Origin of the sequence: Shewanella rhizosphaerae (assembly GCF_019457655.1) — a bacterium.
In the GTDB taxonomy this organism is placed as follows: Bacteria; Pseudomonadota; Gammaproteobacteria; order Enterobacterales; family Shewanellaceae; genus Shewanella; species Shewanella loihica.
Map to the genome: position 1 here is coordinate 1,772,753 of NZ_CP080420.1, position 15,213 is coordinate 1,787,965.

A 15,213-nucleotide genomic window follows, 5' to 3' on the forward strand; every position below is an offset into this window, starting at 1 on the left:
TGTTAGCGATTAAAAATCAGCAATAAAAAAGGCAGGGATCACCCTGCCTTTTTTGTTTTTTTGACCCACTATTTAGTGGGCGATATCGCTGACGCGTGCATCCCTTTAGGCCCCTGTTCCACCTCGAATTGGACTGATTGGCCTGCTTTTAGAGTTCGATAGCCTTCCATTTCAATGGTAGAATAGTGTGCGAAAACGTCTTCACCACCAGCTTCAGGGCAGATAAACCCGAATCCTTTGGCGTTGTTGAACCATTTCACAGTTCCGTTTGCCATACTTCCACTTCCTTCTGTTGTTTACTGACCAGTAAGATAGTAAAACTTATGAGGCGGGGTAAATTCACCGCTCGATGAACAGAATGAAACCAGTAAAAGCGGATGTCAAGACCAATTTAACAAAAAGGCAACATTTACGCTAAATTCGTCAGCAATTGGTTCTAATGGTCGGATGAGTAACAGGTTTATCCCGGGTGGTCAGCAACTTTTGGAAGAAGCCAAAACTAGAGGCTAATATTGAAATATGGGTAAAGTAGGTAATATTGAGCATATCGAAGAGCGCGCGGAAACTGAACTCATGCCGCCTTCGATGTACAAAGTGATCTTAAACAACGATGACTATACCCCGATGGACTTTGTCATCGAGGTGTTACAACTCTTTTTTAATAAAAATGAACAAGAAGCCACAGATATCATGTTGGCGATTCATCACCAGGGTAAGGGAATTTGCGGCGTTTTCCCTTTCGGCATTGCAGAAACCAAGGTCGCACAAGTAAATCAGTTTGCAAGACAAAACCAACATCCGTTACTGTGTTCATTAGAGAAAGCCTGAATATCGAAGTTTTGTGATTATTTTAGGGGGTGCTTATGTTAAATAAAGATTTAGAGGTCACCTTGAATCTGGCGTTCCAACAAGCCAGAGACGCGCGACACGAATACATGACCGTAGAGCATCTGCTATTGGCGTTAATCGATAATCCTGCGGCTCAAGAGGCGCTGCTCGCCTGCGGTGCAAACCTCGATAAGTTAAGAGAAGAGGTGTCGAGTTTCATCGAACAGACCACACCTATCATCAGCGATCCCAACGACGACAGAGAAACCCAGCCTACCTTAGGTTTTCAGCGCGTGCTGCAGCGCGCCGTCTTTCATGTGCAATCCTCGGGTCGCAACGAGGTGACGGGTGCCAACGTCTTGGTGGCCATTTTCAGCGAGCAGGAGTCTCAGGCGGTTTATCTGCTGCGTAACGGTGAGATCACCCGCCTAGATGTGGTGAACTACATCTCCCACGGCGTGTCACGTGATGAGCTGGATAATGCTCAGGAACCCGAACAGATTGAAGATCACAGCGAATCGGAAGAGCGCAGCAAGCTGTCGCAATTTACCGCCAATCTCAACGAAGAGGCCCGTAAGGGCAATATCGATCCCCTGATCGGCCGCTCCGATGAGATAGAACGCTCGATTCAGATCCTCTGCCGACGCCGCAAGAATAACCCGCTATTGGTGGGTGAGGCGGGCGTCGGTAAGACGGCGATTGCTGAGGGGCTTGCCTATCGCATCGTCAACGACGAGGTTCCAGAGGTGATGGCCGATGCCACAGTCTACTCGCTGGATCTCGGCGCCTTGCTGGCGGGCACCAAATATCGTGGCGACTTTGAGAAACGCTTTAAGAGTCTGCTCAAGGAGCTTTCGCAAGATAAACACGCCATCTTGTTCATCGATGAGATCCACACCATTATTGGCGCGGGAGCGGCATCTGGTGGCGTGATGGACGCGTCTAACTTGCTCAAACCGCTGCTCTCTAGCGGTCACCTGCGCTGCATGGGCTCGACCACCTTCCAGGAGTATCAGAGCATCTTCGAGAAAGATCGCGCCCTGGCCAGACGTTTCCAGAAGGTGGATATCAACGAGCCGTCGGTGGCGGAGACCACCAAGATCCTGCAGGGCCTCAAGAGTAAGTATGAGGAGCACCACGGCGTGCGCTATACCATGGCGGCCTTGTCGGTGGCGGCGCGTCTGGCGGATAAGCATATCAACGACAGACATCTTCCCGACAAGGCGATCGATGTGATCGACGAGGCGGGCGCGCGCATGGCGATGCAGCCGGCGAGCAAGCGCAAGAAGACCATAGGTCAGGCGGAGATTGAGTCTATCATAGCTAAGATGGCGCGGATCCCAGAGAAGACGGTATCGGCCACCGATAAGGATATGCTGAAGAATCTCGAGCGTAATCTCAAGATGGTGGTGTTTGGCCAGGATAAGGCTATCGAAGCCCTAAGCTCGGCGATTCGCCTGTCACGCTCTGGCCTCAGCGGCGCCCACAAGCCTGTGGGTAGCTTCCTGTTTGCCGGTCCGACCGGTGTGGGTAAGACAGAGGTCACCAGTCAGCTGGCATCTTGTCTCAGCCTCAAGCTGGTGCGTTTCGATATGTCCGAGTATATGGAGAGTCATACTGTGTCTCGCCTTATCGGTGCGCCGCCAGGCTATGTTGGCTACGATCAGGGGGGCCTGTTAACCGATGCGGTGATCAAGAACCCACATTGCGTGGTGCTGCTCGATGAGATCGAAAAAGCCCACCCCGATGTCTATAACCTGCTGCTGCAGGTGATGGACCACGGTACCTTGACCGACAACAATGGTCGCAAGGCGGACTTTAGGCACGTGACCCTGGTTATGACCACCAATGCGGGCGTGCAGGAGACGGTGCGTAAATCCATCGGCTTCAAGCAGCAAGATCACAGCCAGGACGCTTTGTCTGAGATCAACCGCGTCTTCTCGCCCGAGTTCAGAAACCGCTTGGATGAGATCATCTGGTTCAACCATTTGGATATGACGGTCATTGCCAAGGTGGTCGACAAGTTCCTGGTCGAGCTGCAGGCGCAACTGGATGAGAAATCTGTGGTGCTGGATGTGAGCGATGACGCCAGAACCTTACTGGCCGAGAAGGGCTATGATAAGGCGATGGGGGCAAGGCCTATGGCCCGAGTGGTCACCGAGATGATCAAACGACCACTTGCCGATGAGATCCTCTTCGGTAAGCTGGAGAAGGGCGGTGTTGCCCATGTGGATGTCGACGGTGATAAGCTGACCATCAAGATTGAACAGTCTGAGCGGCTGACACAGGCGTAATACTCTGACGTAATAAAAAAGGCTGCAGATGCAGCCTTTTTTCATGATTTGGACTATGTGTCAGATCCTGCGTAGGTGCCAGTCTCTGCCATTGTCGCTATCGATTAGGAACAAAAAAACCGGCACTGCCGGTTTTTATTATTCGCAAGCTAACGATTAGCGTGAACGGAAGACGATGCGCCCTTTGCTCAAATCATAAGGGGTCAGCTGAACTGTGACCTTATCACCCGTTAGAATACGGATGTAGTTTTTACGCATTTTGCCTGAGATATGGGCGATTACTACGTGACCATTCTCTAGCTCTACTCGAAACATTGTATTTGGCAAGGTTTCAAGAATAGTGCCTTGCATCTCAATGTTGTCTTCTTTCGCCATTAATCAGTTATCCTGTTAGCCTTCAAATATTAAAAACGGGCGTATCATGCCGCAAATTAGCGCTTCTGTAAAGAGGTGTTCGTTATCTGGGCAAATATCTGTTTGCTTTATTTTTTCTAATTAAGCGTGCTTATTCACTGCGTTGCCAACCATTTGCGGTCAATATCTCGTAGGGATGGTAGGCGGTCTTGTAATTCATCTTACGAGACTCATGGATCTGATAGCCCAGATAGACATGCGCCTTGTGCATCTGCCTGGCGAGATCGCACTGCAATAGAATCATAAAGGAGCCCAGAGAGCGTTTATCCAGCTCGGGAGCAAAGAAGCTGTAGATGGCCGACAGGCTGTTTGGCAACACGTCAGTGACCGCTACGCCTATTAGCTCACCCTCGAGCCGCAGTTCGAGCAGCTTCGGTGGATGCCAGCTGCACTGCACGAAATGATCGTATTGCTCTCGTGAGGGGGGATACATGGGACCATCGTGGTGGCGCGCCTTGATGTACCTGTCATAGAGCGCGTAGTGCTCGTCGGTGCAGTTGTCGACCAGGCGCCAGCTAACATCCTGATTCTGTTTCAGGGTGCGTTTCTGCCGTCGTGACGGCATAAATAGTTCCACCGGAATACGTATCGGCAGGCAGGCCTGGCAGTGGGGGCAATGTGGCTTATAGATGGTCTCACCGCTGCGGCGAAAACCCAAGGCCAAGAGCTTCTCAAACAGGGTGAGGTCGAGAGACTCCTCCTGCAGCACTAACAGTTGTTCCTGCTTGCCCGGCAGGTAGCTGCAGTCGAAGGTATGTGTCATACCCACCTGTATGGTGTCGGATCTAGAGTTCAATCTGCACCTCTTGTGGGTGCCAGGCGTCGCTGGCGACCTCGATATCGCGAAAACGCTTCAATAGTTTGATGAAATCCGCTCGCTTTAATGCCTTGGCCCCCAGGGATGCCAGATGAGGATTCATGACCTGGGCGTCGATCAGCCGGTATCTGTGTGATAGCAGGTGTTGGTGTAGCATGACCATGGCTGCCTTGGAGGCATTGCTCTGGAGGTGAAACATGGACTCGCCGCAAAATACCTGGCCGATGGCCACCCCATAGAGGCCGCCAATCAGTTTATCGCCATCCCATACCTCAATCGAGTGGGCCTTGTTGTACTGGTGTAGTGCCTTATAGGCCTGCTGTATCTCTAAGGTGATCCAGGTACCCTCCTTGCTTTGGCGGGTGAGGGCGCAGTGCTCGATCACGCTGTTAAAGGCGCGATTGACGCTGAAGCGCCACTGACGGCGTTTGATATCGCGCTTCAGGCTGCGACTGACCTTGAGTGAACCGGGCACAAACACGGCGCGGGGGTCGGGGGACCACCAGAGGATTGGGTCGTTTTCATTAAACCAGGGGAAGATCCCCTCATAATAAGCGTTGAGCAGACGCTTAGGGTGTAGATCGCCGCCGATGGCCAAGAGTCCGTTTGGATCGGTTAGGGCAAACTCCGGCGAAGGGAACTTTGCCAGCTCATGATTTAAATAGGACAGTGAGTTCACAATTGAGTAAAATTAGTTATCGGCCTCTTTATAAGTTAGCGGAAAACCTCTTATGTTGAAACCTACCCCCCGCCTCTTTCGCTTTATTTGGTCAGTTTTTATCTTGCTTTCCAGCCTGGGCCTGAGTGCTGGTGTCAGTGCCGCCTACGAGCGCAATCAAGCCGTTCCCGTCGAGAAGGTAGAGTATGGTTATGTGACCTCGGTACGTAACATTACCCAGACTCAGTTAGTGGAAGATCGTAACCAGGGCTGGCGCACATTTGGTGGCGCCTTGATAGGTGGCGTCATAGGGCATCAGTTTGGTGGCGGTAGCGGTCAGGACGTTGCCACAGTATTGGGGGCCCTCATTGGTGGCGGCATAGGCCATAATGCGGGCGGCGATTACTATCAGCAGTTGAAGCTGGTGGAGCTGATGATACGTTATGAAGACGGTCGGGAGGTAATGGTGATTCAAGACCTGGATCCCGGCATGATTTTCAACGTCGATGATGAGGTGCGCGTGGTCTACCTGCAGGGGGGCGTGCGAGTCGACCTGGCGATGTAGTAATACCAATCGTAGTAAATAACTGATCATGCTAGCTTGTTAAAACGTCCGATAACCGTGTTATTATTTTTGACTGTAGAATAACTACTTATCAAAAATCATGCCTTGTTCTCGAACGTTTTTCCTGCGCTATTTCTGATCACTTACTTACTGTGATTGGTATAATTGTACTGCAACTCGACATATAGCGTTTTCAACAAAAAAGGAACCATGGGGCTCCTTTTTTATGACGATACGTTCTTATAACGATAAGTGGCTTGATTAGAAGCCGCGGGGAAGTTGTCCTTTACCCGCCAGCTTTGCACGCCAAAGCTCTTTCGGTGTCATGCCACCAGAGGTTGATTTGCTGGCTTTCGCCTCTGCTTTAGGCTTGGCTACTTTCGCAGGTGCGGCTTTCTTAGGCGCTGCCTTAGGTTTTTCCGCTTTTGCAGGAGCCTTAGCAGCAGGTGCTTGCTCACCTTGTTCAGCCAACATGGCTTCTAAATCACTAAAACGAAGAGATTTACCACCATCGATCTTGTACCAGCTTCCTTTTTGCTCGATGGTAACGCTCTTACCCTGCGCCTTGCTCAATGCAGCCTCGAGTGTGCTGATCACCTCTTCTTTGGTCAACTTTGACATAGTATTAACCTATTTCTTTTAATGTGTAATTGAAGGTTTGGCCTAATTTTATAGCTGAAACGCCTGAATTGTCCAATTTTCACAGAAATTCAACGTATTTCTATGAACTGAGGCCCAGATATGGCTAAACTAGGCGCTATCGTCACGGTCATTTTTTCAGCCCTTGAGCGCTGGAATGGCCAAAGTTATCTGATTCATATGAGGAGCTTAGATGAATCGCACAGCATTGACTCGATACCTCACGGAATTTCTGCAGGTAGGCAGCTACAAGGATTATGCCCCCAACGGGTTACAGGTCGAGGGCAAGGAGCGAATTAAGACGATTGTCACCGGGGTGACCGCCTGTCAGGCATTGATCGACAGGGCGGTTGAGCTAGATGCCGATGCCTTGCTGGTGCATCATGGTTTCTTCTGGAAGGGTGAGCCTGAGACCATCACAGGGATGAAGTATCGTCGCATCAAGTCATTGATCAATAATGATATCAACCTCTATGGTTATCATCTGCCGCTCGATGGTCATCCTATGCTGGGGAACAACGCCGAGTTGGCGCGAGAGCTTGGGATCATAGATACCGAGTCGGTGGAGGGGGTTGCCCAGGGGCTGGTGTGGCAGGGGCGTCTCGATGAGCCTATGGCGCCGAGTGCGTTTGCCGAGCACTTGGCGGGCGTTCTGGGCCGTCAGGCATTACACCTAGGTGAGAGCGACAAGCCGATTCATCGCCTAGCCTGGTGCAGCGGCGGGGCGCAAGACTACATAGATATTGCCGTGGATTTGGGCGTCGATGCCTTTATCAGTGGCGAGGTGTCTGAGCGTACCTTCCATAGCGCAGTCGAGCAGGATATTCACTACTTTGCTGCGGGTCATCACGCCACGGAAAGATTTGGCATCAAGGCATTGGGCGAGCATTTGGCCAGTGAGTTTGGTCTGACTCACCATTTCGTGGATATCGACAATCCGGTGTAACGAATCGATTGTTAAAGCTGACTCGAGTATCTAAAAGAAAAGGCCGCTAGTTAGCGGCCTTTTTTGTGTCATCTCGGCTGAGTGCCGAGCATAGCGGTTTATTTCACGCGCATGCCAGGTTGGGCACCTTCATGTGGCTCTAGGATCCACAGATCTTTTTTACCAGGACCGGCCGCAAGCACCATGCCTTCAGACATGCCGAAACGCATCTTACGCGGTGCCAGGTTAGCGACCATTACGGTCAGCTTGCCTTCCAGATCTTCTGGGGCATAGGCAGACTTGATGCCGGCAAACACCTGCTTAGTCTCGCCACCTAGGTCCAGCTGCAGCTTAAGCAGCTTGTTGGCTTCAGGCACATGTTCCGCCTTGGCGATACGGGCGATACGCAGATCTAACTTGGCGAAGTCGTCGAAGCTGATCTCTTCGCTGATAGGATCGAGATCCAGCTGGCTCTTAGGCGCCTCGGCTACCTGCAGGTTCTCGGTCGATGCTTCGATAATGGCTTCGATGTTCTTCATCTCGACACGTTGCATCAGTGCCTTGAACGGTGCGATTTCGTGACCGCTTAGATCTTTTGCCAGGTCATCCCAGGTCAGCTCAAGTTGTAGGAAGGCCTCCACATCCTGGGCCAGCTTAGGCAGGACAGGCTTGAGGTAGGTCACCAGGATGCGGAACAGGTTCAGCGCGTTACTACATACCTGATGGGCTTCCTCTTGCTTATCTTCCTCTTTCACCAGCTGCCATGGGGCGGCATCGGCGACAAAGGCGTTGGCGATATCGGCCAGGGCCATGATCTCGCGCATCGCCTTACCAAATTCACGGGTCTCGTAAAACTCGGCGATGGCATCTGCCTTGGCGAGGAAGGTCTCGGCCAGGCTGGTGTCGGCAACCTTGGCCAGCTTGCCGTCGAAACGCTTGCTGATGAAGCCTGCGGTGCGAGAGGCGAGGTTAACCAGTTTACCCACGAGATCTGAGTTGACGCGCTGGGCGAAGTCTTCCAGGTTAAGGTCGAGATCGTCGATACGGCTGCTGAGCTTCGCCGCGTAGTAGTAACGCAGGTACTCAGGATTTAAGTTATCCAGATAGGTTCTGGCCTTGATGAAGGTGCCTTTAGATTTTGACATCTTGGCGCCATTTACTGTCACATAGCCGTGGGCATAGACGCTGTTTGGCTTACGGAATCCCGCGCCTTCTAGCATGGCAGGCCAGAACAGGCTATGGAAGTAGACGATATCTTTACCGATGAAGTGGTATACCTCGGCGGTTGAGTCTTTTGCCCAGAACTCGTCGAAGTTAAGGTCGCCGCGCTTGTTGCACAGGTTCTTGAACGAGCCCATGTAGCCGATAGGCGCATCTAGCCAGACGTAGAAGAATTTACCCGGTGCATCAGGGATCTCGAAGCCGAAGTAAGGCGCATCACGGGTAATGTCCCACTGCTGCAGGCCCTGTTCGAACCACTCGCCCAGCTTGTTGGCCATCTCTTGTTGTAGCGAACCTGAACGGGTCCACTCTTTCAACATCTCTTCGAAGGCGGGTAGGTCGAAGAAGAAGTGTTCTGTCTCCTTCATCACAGGTGTGGCACCGGATACCGCCGACTTAGGATCGATTAGATCCGTCGGGCTGTAGGTCGCGCCGCAGCTGTCGCAGTTGTCGCCATATTGATCCACTGACTTACACTTAGGACAGGTGCCCTTAACGAAGCGATCTGGCAGGAACATAGACTTTTCTGGATCGAACAGCTGAGAGATGGTCTTAGACTTGATATAGCCGCCATCGCGAAGCTTGAGATAGATCTCGCTCGCCAGCTCACGGTTTTCGTCGCTGTGGGTGCTGTGGAAATTATCGAACTGAATATTAAAGTCGGCAAAATCCTGCTGATGCTCTTTCTGTACCTGAGCGATCATCTCTTCTGGCGCCATGCCGAGCTGCTGCGCCTTAAGCATGATGGGCGTGCCGTGGGCATCGTCTGCACAGATATAGTGACATTCGTGGCCGCGTAGCTTTTGAAAACGCGCCCAGATATCGGTTTGAATATATTCAAGCATGTGACCTAAATGAATGGGGCCATTGGCGTACGGAAGTGCGCTGGTCACGAGAATTTTACGTTGTGAAGTTGCCATCTTGTCTCTAAATCAGTAAGTGCCCAAAAAGAATGGCATAGATACTAACCGATCATCGCTAAAGTTTCATCAAAAGCTGCTTTAAGTGAACTAAATCTATCCGAATATGAGGAGTTTTTCTGATACACTTAGCCAAATTTATTTTTGGAGGTAGTCGTTTTGTCTTCAGCGTCTCAGAATTATCATCTTCATGATGATCTGCTCGGTCCGGTTTTGGCTATTTTAGATGCCCATCAAGACCCCTATTTAATGCAAGGTCTGGTGAGCGCAGGTTGCGTGACCAAGCTAGATATTGAAGGCAAGCGATTGCAGCTGGGGCTGTGTTATCCCTACCCCTGTCAGAGCCAGTATCGCGATACCGTCATGGCGATCACCAATAAGCTGGCGGTGCTCGATGCCATAGATGAAGTCGAGTGCGAAATCGATTTCCAGCCTGCGGTGATTTCGGCCGGTGCGGTCGAGCCGCTACCAAACGTCAAACAGGTAATTGCCGTTGCCTCGGGTAAGGGCGGCGTGGGTAAGTCGACCACCTCGGTCAACCTGGCGCTAGCATTAGCGGCCGAAGGCGCAAAGGTGGGGATTCTCGATGCCGATATCTACGGCCCCTCGATTCCGCTCATGCTGGGCGTACCCAACTTTAACCCTGTCTCACCGGACGGCAAGATGATGACCGCGGCCGAGGCTCACGGTATCGCCGCTCAGTCTATCGGTTTTATCGTTAGTGGTGACGAAGCTGCCGTATGGCGCGGCCCTATGGCGGCTGGCGCTTTGGCGCAGCTGTTAAATGAGACCCTGTGGCCCGAGCTGGATTACCTGGTGATCGACATGCCACCAGGCACAGGCGACATTCAGCTGACCCTGTCGCAGAAGGTGCCGGTAAGCGGCGCCGTGGTGGTCACCACCCCGCAAGATATCGCCCTGGCCGATGCCAAGAAGGGGATCAGCATGTTCCAGAAGGTGAACATTCCTGTGCTGGGTATCGTCGAGAACATGAGTTTCCATATCTGTAGCGACTGTGGTCATAAGGAGCATCTTTTCGGTGAAGATGGCGGCCTTAAGATGGCTGCGCGCTACAATGTACCGCTTTTGGGGCAGCTACCGCTGCAACTGAATATCCGCGAGGATGTGGATAAAGGCACGCCGACCGTCGTGGCGGATGGCGAGAGCCAGGTGGCCTTGTTGTATAAGGAGATCGCCAGAAAGGTGGGGGCGCAGCTTGCCCTGAGCCAGACACAGAGTGTCGTATCTATTTCAATTTCAGATGATGAGTAAGGTTTACAAAGCATGAATTCGCAATGTGTCATAATTGGTATCGCAGGGGCATCGGCATCGGGTAAGAGCCTAATCGCGAAGACGATTTTCGAGGAGCTATGCCGTGATCTGGGCACAGATCAGATAGGGGTTATCGCCGAGGATGCCTACTATAAAGATCAGGGGCATCTGTCGATGGATCAGCGTGTGCTAACCAATTACGATCACCCAAAGGCGCTGGATCATCAGCTGCTGTGTGAACACCTCAGCGCCCTGAAAAATGGCGAAGCGGTGGAGATCCCTCAATACAGCTATACCGAGCATACCCGTATGGCCGAGACAGTCACCATGACACCTAAGAAGGTGATCATCCTCGAGGGGATCTTGCTACTGACAGATCCTAACCTGCGCGAGCAGATGGATGCGAGCGTCTTCATGGACACGCCACTGGACATCTGCTTCATGCGCCGCCTGACCCGCGATGTGGCCGAGCGTGGCCGTACCATGGAGTCTGTGATGCAGCAGTACACTCAGACAGTGCGTCCTATGTTCCTGCAATTTATCGATCCTTCTAAGCAATATGCCGATATTATCGTGCCGCGTGGTGGTAAAAACCGCATCGCAACCGATATATTAAAGGCTAGAATTCAACACCTTTTAGCAAAATAGTCGCTTGATATGGGGAGTTAGGCTGGGATGCGTTTAACGGATTTAGAGATAGCAGCATGTTTAGAGGAGGGGAGTATTGTCATCGATCCCCGTCCCGATGCCGAGGCCATCAGTGGCGTCAGCGTCGATGTGAAACTCGGTAATCAGTTCCGCGTATTTCAAGACCATACGGCGCCCTATATCGATCTCAGTGGCCCCAGCAGCGAGGTGCAGGCGGCCCTGGATCGTGTGATGAGCGATAAGATAGTGATCCCCGAAGGGGAAGCGTTTTTCCTCCATCCCGGCGAGCTCGCACTGGCCGTCACCCATGAGAGTCTGACCCTGCCGGCCGATATCGTCGGCTGGTTGGATGGCCGTTCTTCTCTGGCAAGGTTAGGGCTCATGGTGCATGTCACGGCCCATCGCATCGATCCCGGTTGGCAGGGAAAGATAGTGCTCGAGTTCTTCAACAGCGGCAAGCTTCCCCTGGCCTTGAAGCCCATGATGACCATAGGCGCCCTCAACTTCGAGCGGCTAAGCTCGCCCGTGGCGCGCCCCTACAATCAGCGCAAGAGTGCTAAGTACAGGGATCAACAAGAAGCCGTTGCCAGTCGGATCAGTCAGGACAAATGATGTCGCAGACTATCTGGGTAAATGGTGAACAAGCAGCAAGTGTTTCGGCATTCGACAGGGGACTGGCCTACGGCGATGGCCTGTTTGCCACCATGCGCTGTCGAGGCGCTGAGGTACTCTTCATCGAGAGTCACCTGCTTCGATTGGCTCAAGGGGCTCATCGCCTTGGCTTCCCGCTGCCAGATTCCGCTGTGCTGAGCGAGCAAATGGCAGAGGCCTGTGAGCTGGGTGCCAAACAGTTTTCCCAAGATTATTGCCTTAAGTTACTAGTAAGCCGCGGCAGTGGCGGACGCGGTTATATGCCGCCGCAAACACCTACGCAGACTTGTGCGTTGTCGCTGCATGAGATCCCGGCGCATTACCGTCAGTGGCAAGCTGCTGGCATCAAGTTGCAACTAAGTCCGGTGACGCTCGGCCAGCAGCCGCTGTTGGCGGGAATGAAACACCTTAATCGTCTCGAGCAGGTGCTGATCCGCACACACAAGTTAGATGACGGATTCGATGATTGGCTGGTCTGCGACACGGCCGGTAACATTATCGAGGCCTCCATGGCCAACCTCATCTTTATAAAGGGCCGTACCCTAGTTACGCCGAGTCTGGATCAGGCTGGGGTGGCTGGTGTGATGCGCGAGCAGTTGCTGCTCTGGTTTGTCGAGGCTGGGTTTACTCTCGAGGTGCGCCGCGTCTCGCCCAATGAACTCACGCATTTTGACCATGTTCTGGCCAGCAACAGCCTGTTTGGCGCTGTGCCCGTGAACGGCATAGCTAAGCACTCATTCGGCCATAGCCCTCTGCTAACCCAATTGCTACACGATCTAAAAATAATATTATGAAAAAACTGATCAAAGGCGTGCTGACCGCACTCTTTAGCCTATTAATCTTGAGCGCGATTGGCCTGTATTGGGTCTATCAGAGCGTGGTGAGTTACGGCCAGATGCCGCTTAAGCTCGATGCCCCCGTCGAGTTTGAGGTGGCGCGTGGTACCTCCTTTTCACAGATGGCGAACACCTTGGCACAAACCGGTGCCGTGGATGAGCTTTGGAAGCTTAAGCTGCTGGTTAAGCTGCGCCCCGAGCTTGCAAAGATCCGCAGCGGTCTGTATCAACTCACTCCCAATGACACTGTGGTCGAGCTGCTCGAAAAGCTACGTCAAGGAAAAGAGATGGTCTTTACCGTGACCCTGGTCGAAGGGCAGAGCATCAAAGAGTGGCGCGAGCAGCTCAGGCAATTACCGCGCCTGAAGTGGCAGGAGGGCGCCTTCCTGGAGGTGCTTCAAGACAATGGCGATGACTCTAAGCTGCCCGAGGGTAAGTTCTATCCCGACACCTACCATTATGGCAATGGCGATTCCGTCAAGGTGATTCTGCAGCAGAGCTATCAGAAGATGCAGCAGGAGCTAGACAGGGCCTGGCGGGAGCGCGACCAGAGCATACCGCTCAAGAGTCCCTATGAGCTGCTGACCATGGCATCGATTATCGAGAAGGAGACAGGCAAGGCCAGCGAGCGCCCCTGGATCTCGGCGGTCTTTACCAATAGATTGCGCAAGGGGATGCGTCTGCAGACAGATCCTACTGTGATCTATGGCATGGGTGAGCGTTACCAGGGCAATATTACCCGCAAAGACCTGCGTGAGCAGACGCCCTACAACACCTATCGTATTCATGGCCTGACGCCGACGCCCATAGCCGCGCCGAGCGGTGCATCCCTTATGGCGGCGGCGCGTCCGGCCGATGTCGACTACCTCTACTTCGTGTCGAAGAATGACGGCAGCCATATATTTTCTAAAACATTAACCGAGCACAACCGTGCTGTAGACAAGTATCAGAGAAATCGATGAAGCAAAACAGCGCGAAATTTATCGTTATCGAAGGATTGGAAGGGGCAGGCAAGTCGAGTGCCATCGCCCTGGTGAGAGATTTTATCGAGAAACATAACGGCGTTCCGCCCGTGTGCACCCGTGAACCAGGCGGCACGCCGCTGGCCGAGCGCATTAGGGATCTGGTAAAGATTGCCGACCCTAACGATCCCCTGTGTGATGAGTCCGAATGTTTGCTCATCTATGCGGCCAGAGCGCAGCTGGTGGCTAACGTGATAAAACCTGCCTTGGCTCAGGGTAACTGGGTGCTGGGCGATCGTCACAACCTCTCATCTCTGGCCTACCAGGGGGGCGGGCGTCAACTCATGCCGCTGGTCGAGGCGGTGAGTAACGCGACCCTGAAAGATTTTAAACCCGATCTGACCCTATACTTGGATATCGATCCTCAGCTTGGCTTGCAGCGCGCCAGAGACAGGGGCGCCCTGGATAGAATCGAGCAGCAGGCGTTGAGTTTCTTCGAGCGTGCCAGGGCAACTTATCTGCAGCTGGCGGCGCGCGACGAGTCTATCGTGGTGATCGATGCCAGCCAGACGATGGCGCAGGTGCATAAAGAGATCTTGGCCGTCTTGCAACGACAAGACTGGTCATGACAATCGCGGAGTCTATGATGGATCTACCTTGGTTAACCCCGGCTCGTGAGGCTTTCTGTAGTCAGCTGATATCTGGCCAGCAGGGCCACGCCTATCTGTTGGGGATCCACCAAGGCTATGGCGGCATGCAACTTGCCAATACCTTGGCTCAGGCCAGTCTGTGTATGGCGCCGAGGGCCAATGGCGCCTGCGGAGTCTGTAAGAGCTGTCAGCTGTTTATCGCCGGTAACCATCCAGATTGCTATCAGCTGGAGGCCGACGGCAATCAGATCAAGGTAGATCAAGTCAGGGAGCTGTGTCAGAAGTTGACCGCCACCGCCCAGCAAGGGGGCAGGCGGGTCGCTGTGATTAAAAACTGTGAGCGACTCAACACCGCGGCGGCCAACGCCCTGTTGAAGACCCTGGAAGAGCCGGGCAGAGAGACCCTCTTGTTGCTACAGAGTGATACCCCCAGTCGTTTGATGGCTACCATAAGCAGTCGTTGTCAGCGCCTGCATTGCCAGCTGCCGAGTCGCGAGGCGGTGCAGGAATGGCTGGCGGCGCAGTTTAACCTAACAAGTGACGTGACCTGGTGTCTGCCGGTTGTCGGCGGCCCTGTCGATCTGCTCACTGCCTTAAATGACGGTCGCTATGAGGGCTTGATCGGCCTCAGAAAAGCCTGGGTGCAAAGTTTGTCGTCTGGGCACCTGTGTGCTAACTTAACTAATATAGATGAAAAGCAAGTTTCTGATGCACTTAAGGTTTTGTATGTTGTCCTGCGACAAAAACTGGTGAAGCAGAAAAATGCTGATGCATTAATTAACATCAAGATAACAAAATTTGCAGCCAAGGTTATGGAGACGTATCATAGCCTGAGTATGATGCCTAATGTGAATTTTATGGCCGTTTTTCAGGCGTTTATCTTAGAGTATCAGTCGCTAACAACAAGTTAAAA

17 protein-coding genes are annotated in these 15,213 nt (G+C 52.7%); 11 read left to right on the top strand and 6 right to left on the bottom strand.

The window, feature by feature from the left end:
• Positions 1-68: 68 nt before the first annotated feature.
• Positions 69-275, bottom strand: a complete 207-nt coding sequence (cspD, locus tag K0I63_RS08015; protein ID WP_011865363.1) for a cold shock domain-containing protein CspD — start codon at positions 273-275, stop codon at positions 69-71.
• Positions 276-519: 244 nt separating this feature from the next.
• On the opposite strand from cspD, the gene clpS reads away from it, so the two are divergent.
• Entirely contained in the window at positions 520-828 is a 309-nt protein-coding gene (clpS, locus tag K0I63_RS08020; protein WP_011865364.1) for an ATP-dependent Clp protease adapter ClpS, read from the top strand.
• 35 nt (positions 829-863) lie between these two features.
• Positions 864-3,122, top strand: coding sequence for an ATP-dependent Clp protease ATP-binding subunit ClpA (gene clpA, locus K0I63_RS08025; protein WP_220083078.1), 2,259 nt, complete (start codon positions 864-866; stop codon positions 3,120-3,122).
• A 156-nt stretch (positions 3,123-3,278) separates the two neighbouring features.
• Here clpA and infA read toward each other — a convergent pair whose 3' ends face one another.
• From infA to aat, 3 genes are all read right to left on the bottom strand, one after another.
• Positions 3,279-3,497 (bottom strand): translation initiation factor IF-1, encoded by a 219-nt coding sequence (gene infA, locus K0I63_RS08030; RefSeq protein WP_011865366.1) that lies wholly within the window; start codon positions 3,495-3,497, stop codon positions 3,279-3,281.
• Positions 3,498-3,627: 130 nt separating this feature from the next.
• Positions 3,628-4,332 carry an arginyltransferase gene (locus K0I63_RS08035; RefSeq protein WP_220083079.1) on the bottom strand — a complete coding sequence of 235 codons (705 nt, stop codon included), beginning with the start codon at positions 4,330-4,332 and terminating at the stop codon, positions 3,628-3,630.
• Complete coding sequence (gene aat / locus K0I63_RS08040) at positions 4,322-5,032, bottom strand: leucyl/phenylalanyl-tRNA--protein transferase (RefSeq protein WP_220083080.1); 711 nt, start codon at positions 5,030-5,032, stop codon at positions 4,322-4,324. Before aat ends, K0I63_RS08035 begins: the two co-directional genes overlap by 11 nt.
• A gap of 52 nt (positions 5,033-5,084) precedes the next feature.
• Between aat and K0I63_RS08045 the strand changes: the two genes are divergently transcribed.
• On the top strand, positions 5,085-5,576 hold the full coding sequence (locus tag K0I63_RS08045) for an outer membrane lipoprotein (protein ID WP_220083081.1): 492 nt from the start codon (positions 5,085-5,087) through the stop codon (positions 5,574-5,576).
• 261 nt (positions 5,577-5,837) lie between these two features.
• On the opposite strand, the gene K0I63_RS08050 is transcribed toward K0I63_RS08045, so the two are convergent.
• Positions 5,838-6,197 (bottom strand): hypothetical protein, encoded by a 360-nt coding sequence (locus tag K0I63_RS08050; protein WP_220083082.1) that lies wholly within the window; start codon positions 6,195-6,197, stop codon positions 5,838-5,840.
• A gap of 211 nt (positions 6,198-6,408) precedes the next feature.
• Here K0I63_RS08050 and K0I63_RS08055 point away from each other — a divergent pair, with 211 nt between their 5' ends.
• Positions 6,409-7,161: a Nif3-like dinuclear metal center hexameric protein gene (locus K0I63_RS08055; RefSeq protein ID WP_220083083.1), complete on the top strand. Its 753-nt coding sequence runs from the start codon at positions 6,409-6,411 to the stop codon at positions 7,159-7,161.
• Positions 7,162-7,259: 98 nt separating this feature from the next.
• Here K0I63_RS08055 and metG read toward each other — a convergent pair whose 3' ends face one another.
• A complete protein-coding gene (gene metG, locus K0I63_RS08060) occupies positions 7,260-9,281 on the bottom strand; it encodes a methionine--tRNA ligase (protein ID WP_220083084.1) in 2,022 nt (673 codons plus the stop codon).
• Between the two features lie 159 nt (positions 9,282-9,440).
• On the opposite strand from metG, the gene apbC reads away from it, so the two are divergent.
• Genes apbC through holB form a run of 7 tightly spaced genes read left to right on the top strand, consistent with a single transcriptional unit; the run spans position 9,441 to position 15,211 of the window.
• Positions 9,441-10,553 (top strand): iron-sulfur cluster carrier protein ApbC, encoded by a 1,113-nt coding sequence (apbC, locus tag K0I63_RS08065; RefSeq protein ID WP_220044902.1) that lies wholly within the window; start codon positions 9,441-9,443, stop codon positions 10,551-10,553.
• A gap of 12 nt (positions 10,554-10,565) precedes the next feature.
• Positions 10,566-11,201 carry a uridine kinase gene (gene udk / locus K0I63_RS08070; RefSeq protein WP_011865374.1) on the top strand — a complete coding sequence of 212 codons (636 nt, stop codon included), beginning with the start codon at positions 10,566-10,568 and terminating at the stop codon, positions 11,199-11,201.
• Positions 11,202-11,228: 27 nt separating this feature from the next.
• Positions 11,229-11,813, top strand: coding sequence for a dCTP deaminase (dcd, locus tag K0I63_RS08075; RefSeq protein WP_220083085.1), 585 nt, complete (start codon positions 11,229-11,231; stop codon positions 11,811-11,813).
• Positions 11,810-12,646: an aminodeoxychorismate lyase gene (gene pabC, locus K0I63_RS08080; RefSeq protein ID WP_258406970.1), complete on the top strand. Its 837-nt coding sequence runs from the start codon at positions 11,810-11,812 to the stop codon at positions 12,644-12,646. The genes dcd and pabC overlap by 4 nt, the downstream gene beginning before the upstream one ends.
• Positions 12,643-13,650: an endolytic transglycosylase MltG gene (gene mltG, locus K0I63_RS08085; protein WP_220083086.1), complete on the top strand. Its 1,008-nt coding sequence runs from the start codon at positions 12,643-12,645 to the stop codon at positions 13,648-13,650. The genes pabC and mltG overlap by 4 nt, the downstream gene beginning before the upstream one ends.
• Complete coding sequence (gene tmk / locus K0I63_RS08090) at positions 13,647-14,279, top strand: dTMP kinase (RefSeq protein WP_220044905.1); 633 nt, start codon at positions 13,647-13,649, stop codon at positions 14,277-14,279. Before mltG ends, tmk begins: the two co-directional genes overlap by 4 nt.
• Complete coding sequence (gene holB / locus K0I63_RS08095) at positions 14,276-15,211, top strand: DNA polymerase III subunit delta' (RefSeq protein WP_434086792.1); 936 nt, start codon at positions 14,276-14,278, stop codon at positions 15,209-15,211. The genes tmk and holB overlap by 4 nt, the downstream gene beginning before the upstream one ends.
• The last annotated feature ends 2 nt before the right edge of the window (positions 15,212-15,213 follow it).

Bases quoted from the DNA above. Each gene is read 5' to 3' on its own strand.
- cspD (WP_011865363.1), bottom strand. From the start codon at position 275: ATGGCAAACGGAACTGTGAAATGGTTCAACAACGCCAAAGGATTCGGG.
- clpS (WP_011865364.1), top strand. From the start codon at position 520: ATGGGTAAAGTAGGTAATATTGAGCATATCGAAGAGCGCGCGGAAACT.
- clpA (WP_220083078.1), top strand. From the start codon at position 864: ATGTTAAATAAAGATTTAGAGGTCACCTTGAATCTGGCGTTCCAACAA.
- infA (WP_011865366.1), bottom strand. From the start codon at position 3,497: ATGGCGAAAGAAGACAACATTGAGATGCAAGGCACTATTCTTGAAACC.
- K0I63_RS08045 (WP_220083081.1), top strand. From the start codon at position 5,085: ATGTTGAAACCTACCCCCCGCCTCTTTCGCTTTATTTGGTCAGTTTTT.
- K0I63_RS08050 (WP_220083082.1), bottom strand. From the start codon at position 6,197: ATGTCAAAGTTGACCAAAGAAGAGGTGATCAGCACACTCGAGGCTGCA.
- K0I63_RS08055 (WP_220083083.1), top strand. From the start codon at position 6,409: ATGAATCGCACAGCATTGACTCGATACCTCACGGAATTTCTGCAGGTA.
- metG (WP_220083084.1), bottom strand. From the start codon at position 9,281: ATGGCAACTTCACAACGTAAAATTCTCGTGACCAGCGCACTTCCGTAC.
- udk (WP_011865374.1), top strand. From the start codon at position 10,566: ATGAATTCGCAATGTGTCATAATTGGTATCGCAGGGGCATCGGCATCG.
- dcd (WP_220083085.1), top strand. From the start codon at position 11,229: ATGCGTTTAACGGATTTAGAGATAGCAGCATGTTTAGAGGAGGGGAGT.
- pabC (WP_258406970.1), top strand. From the start codon at position 11,810: ATGATGTCGCAGACTATCTGGGTAAATGGTGAACAAGCAGCAAGTGTT.
- mltG (WP_220083086.1), top strand. From the start codon at position 12,643: ATGAAAAAACTGATCAAAGGCGTGCTGACCGCACTCTTTAGCCTATTA.
- tmk (WP_220044905.1), top strand. From the start codon at position 13,647: ATGAAGCAAAACAGCGCGAAATTTATCGTTATCGAAGGATTGGAAGGG.
- holB (WP_434086792.1), top strand. From the start codon at position 14,276: ATGACAATCGCGGAGTCTATGATGGATCTACCTTGGTTAACCCCGGCT.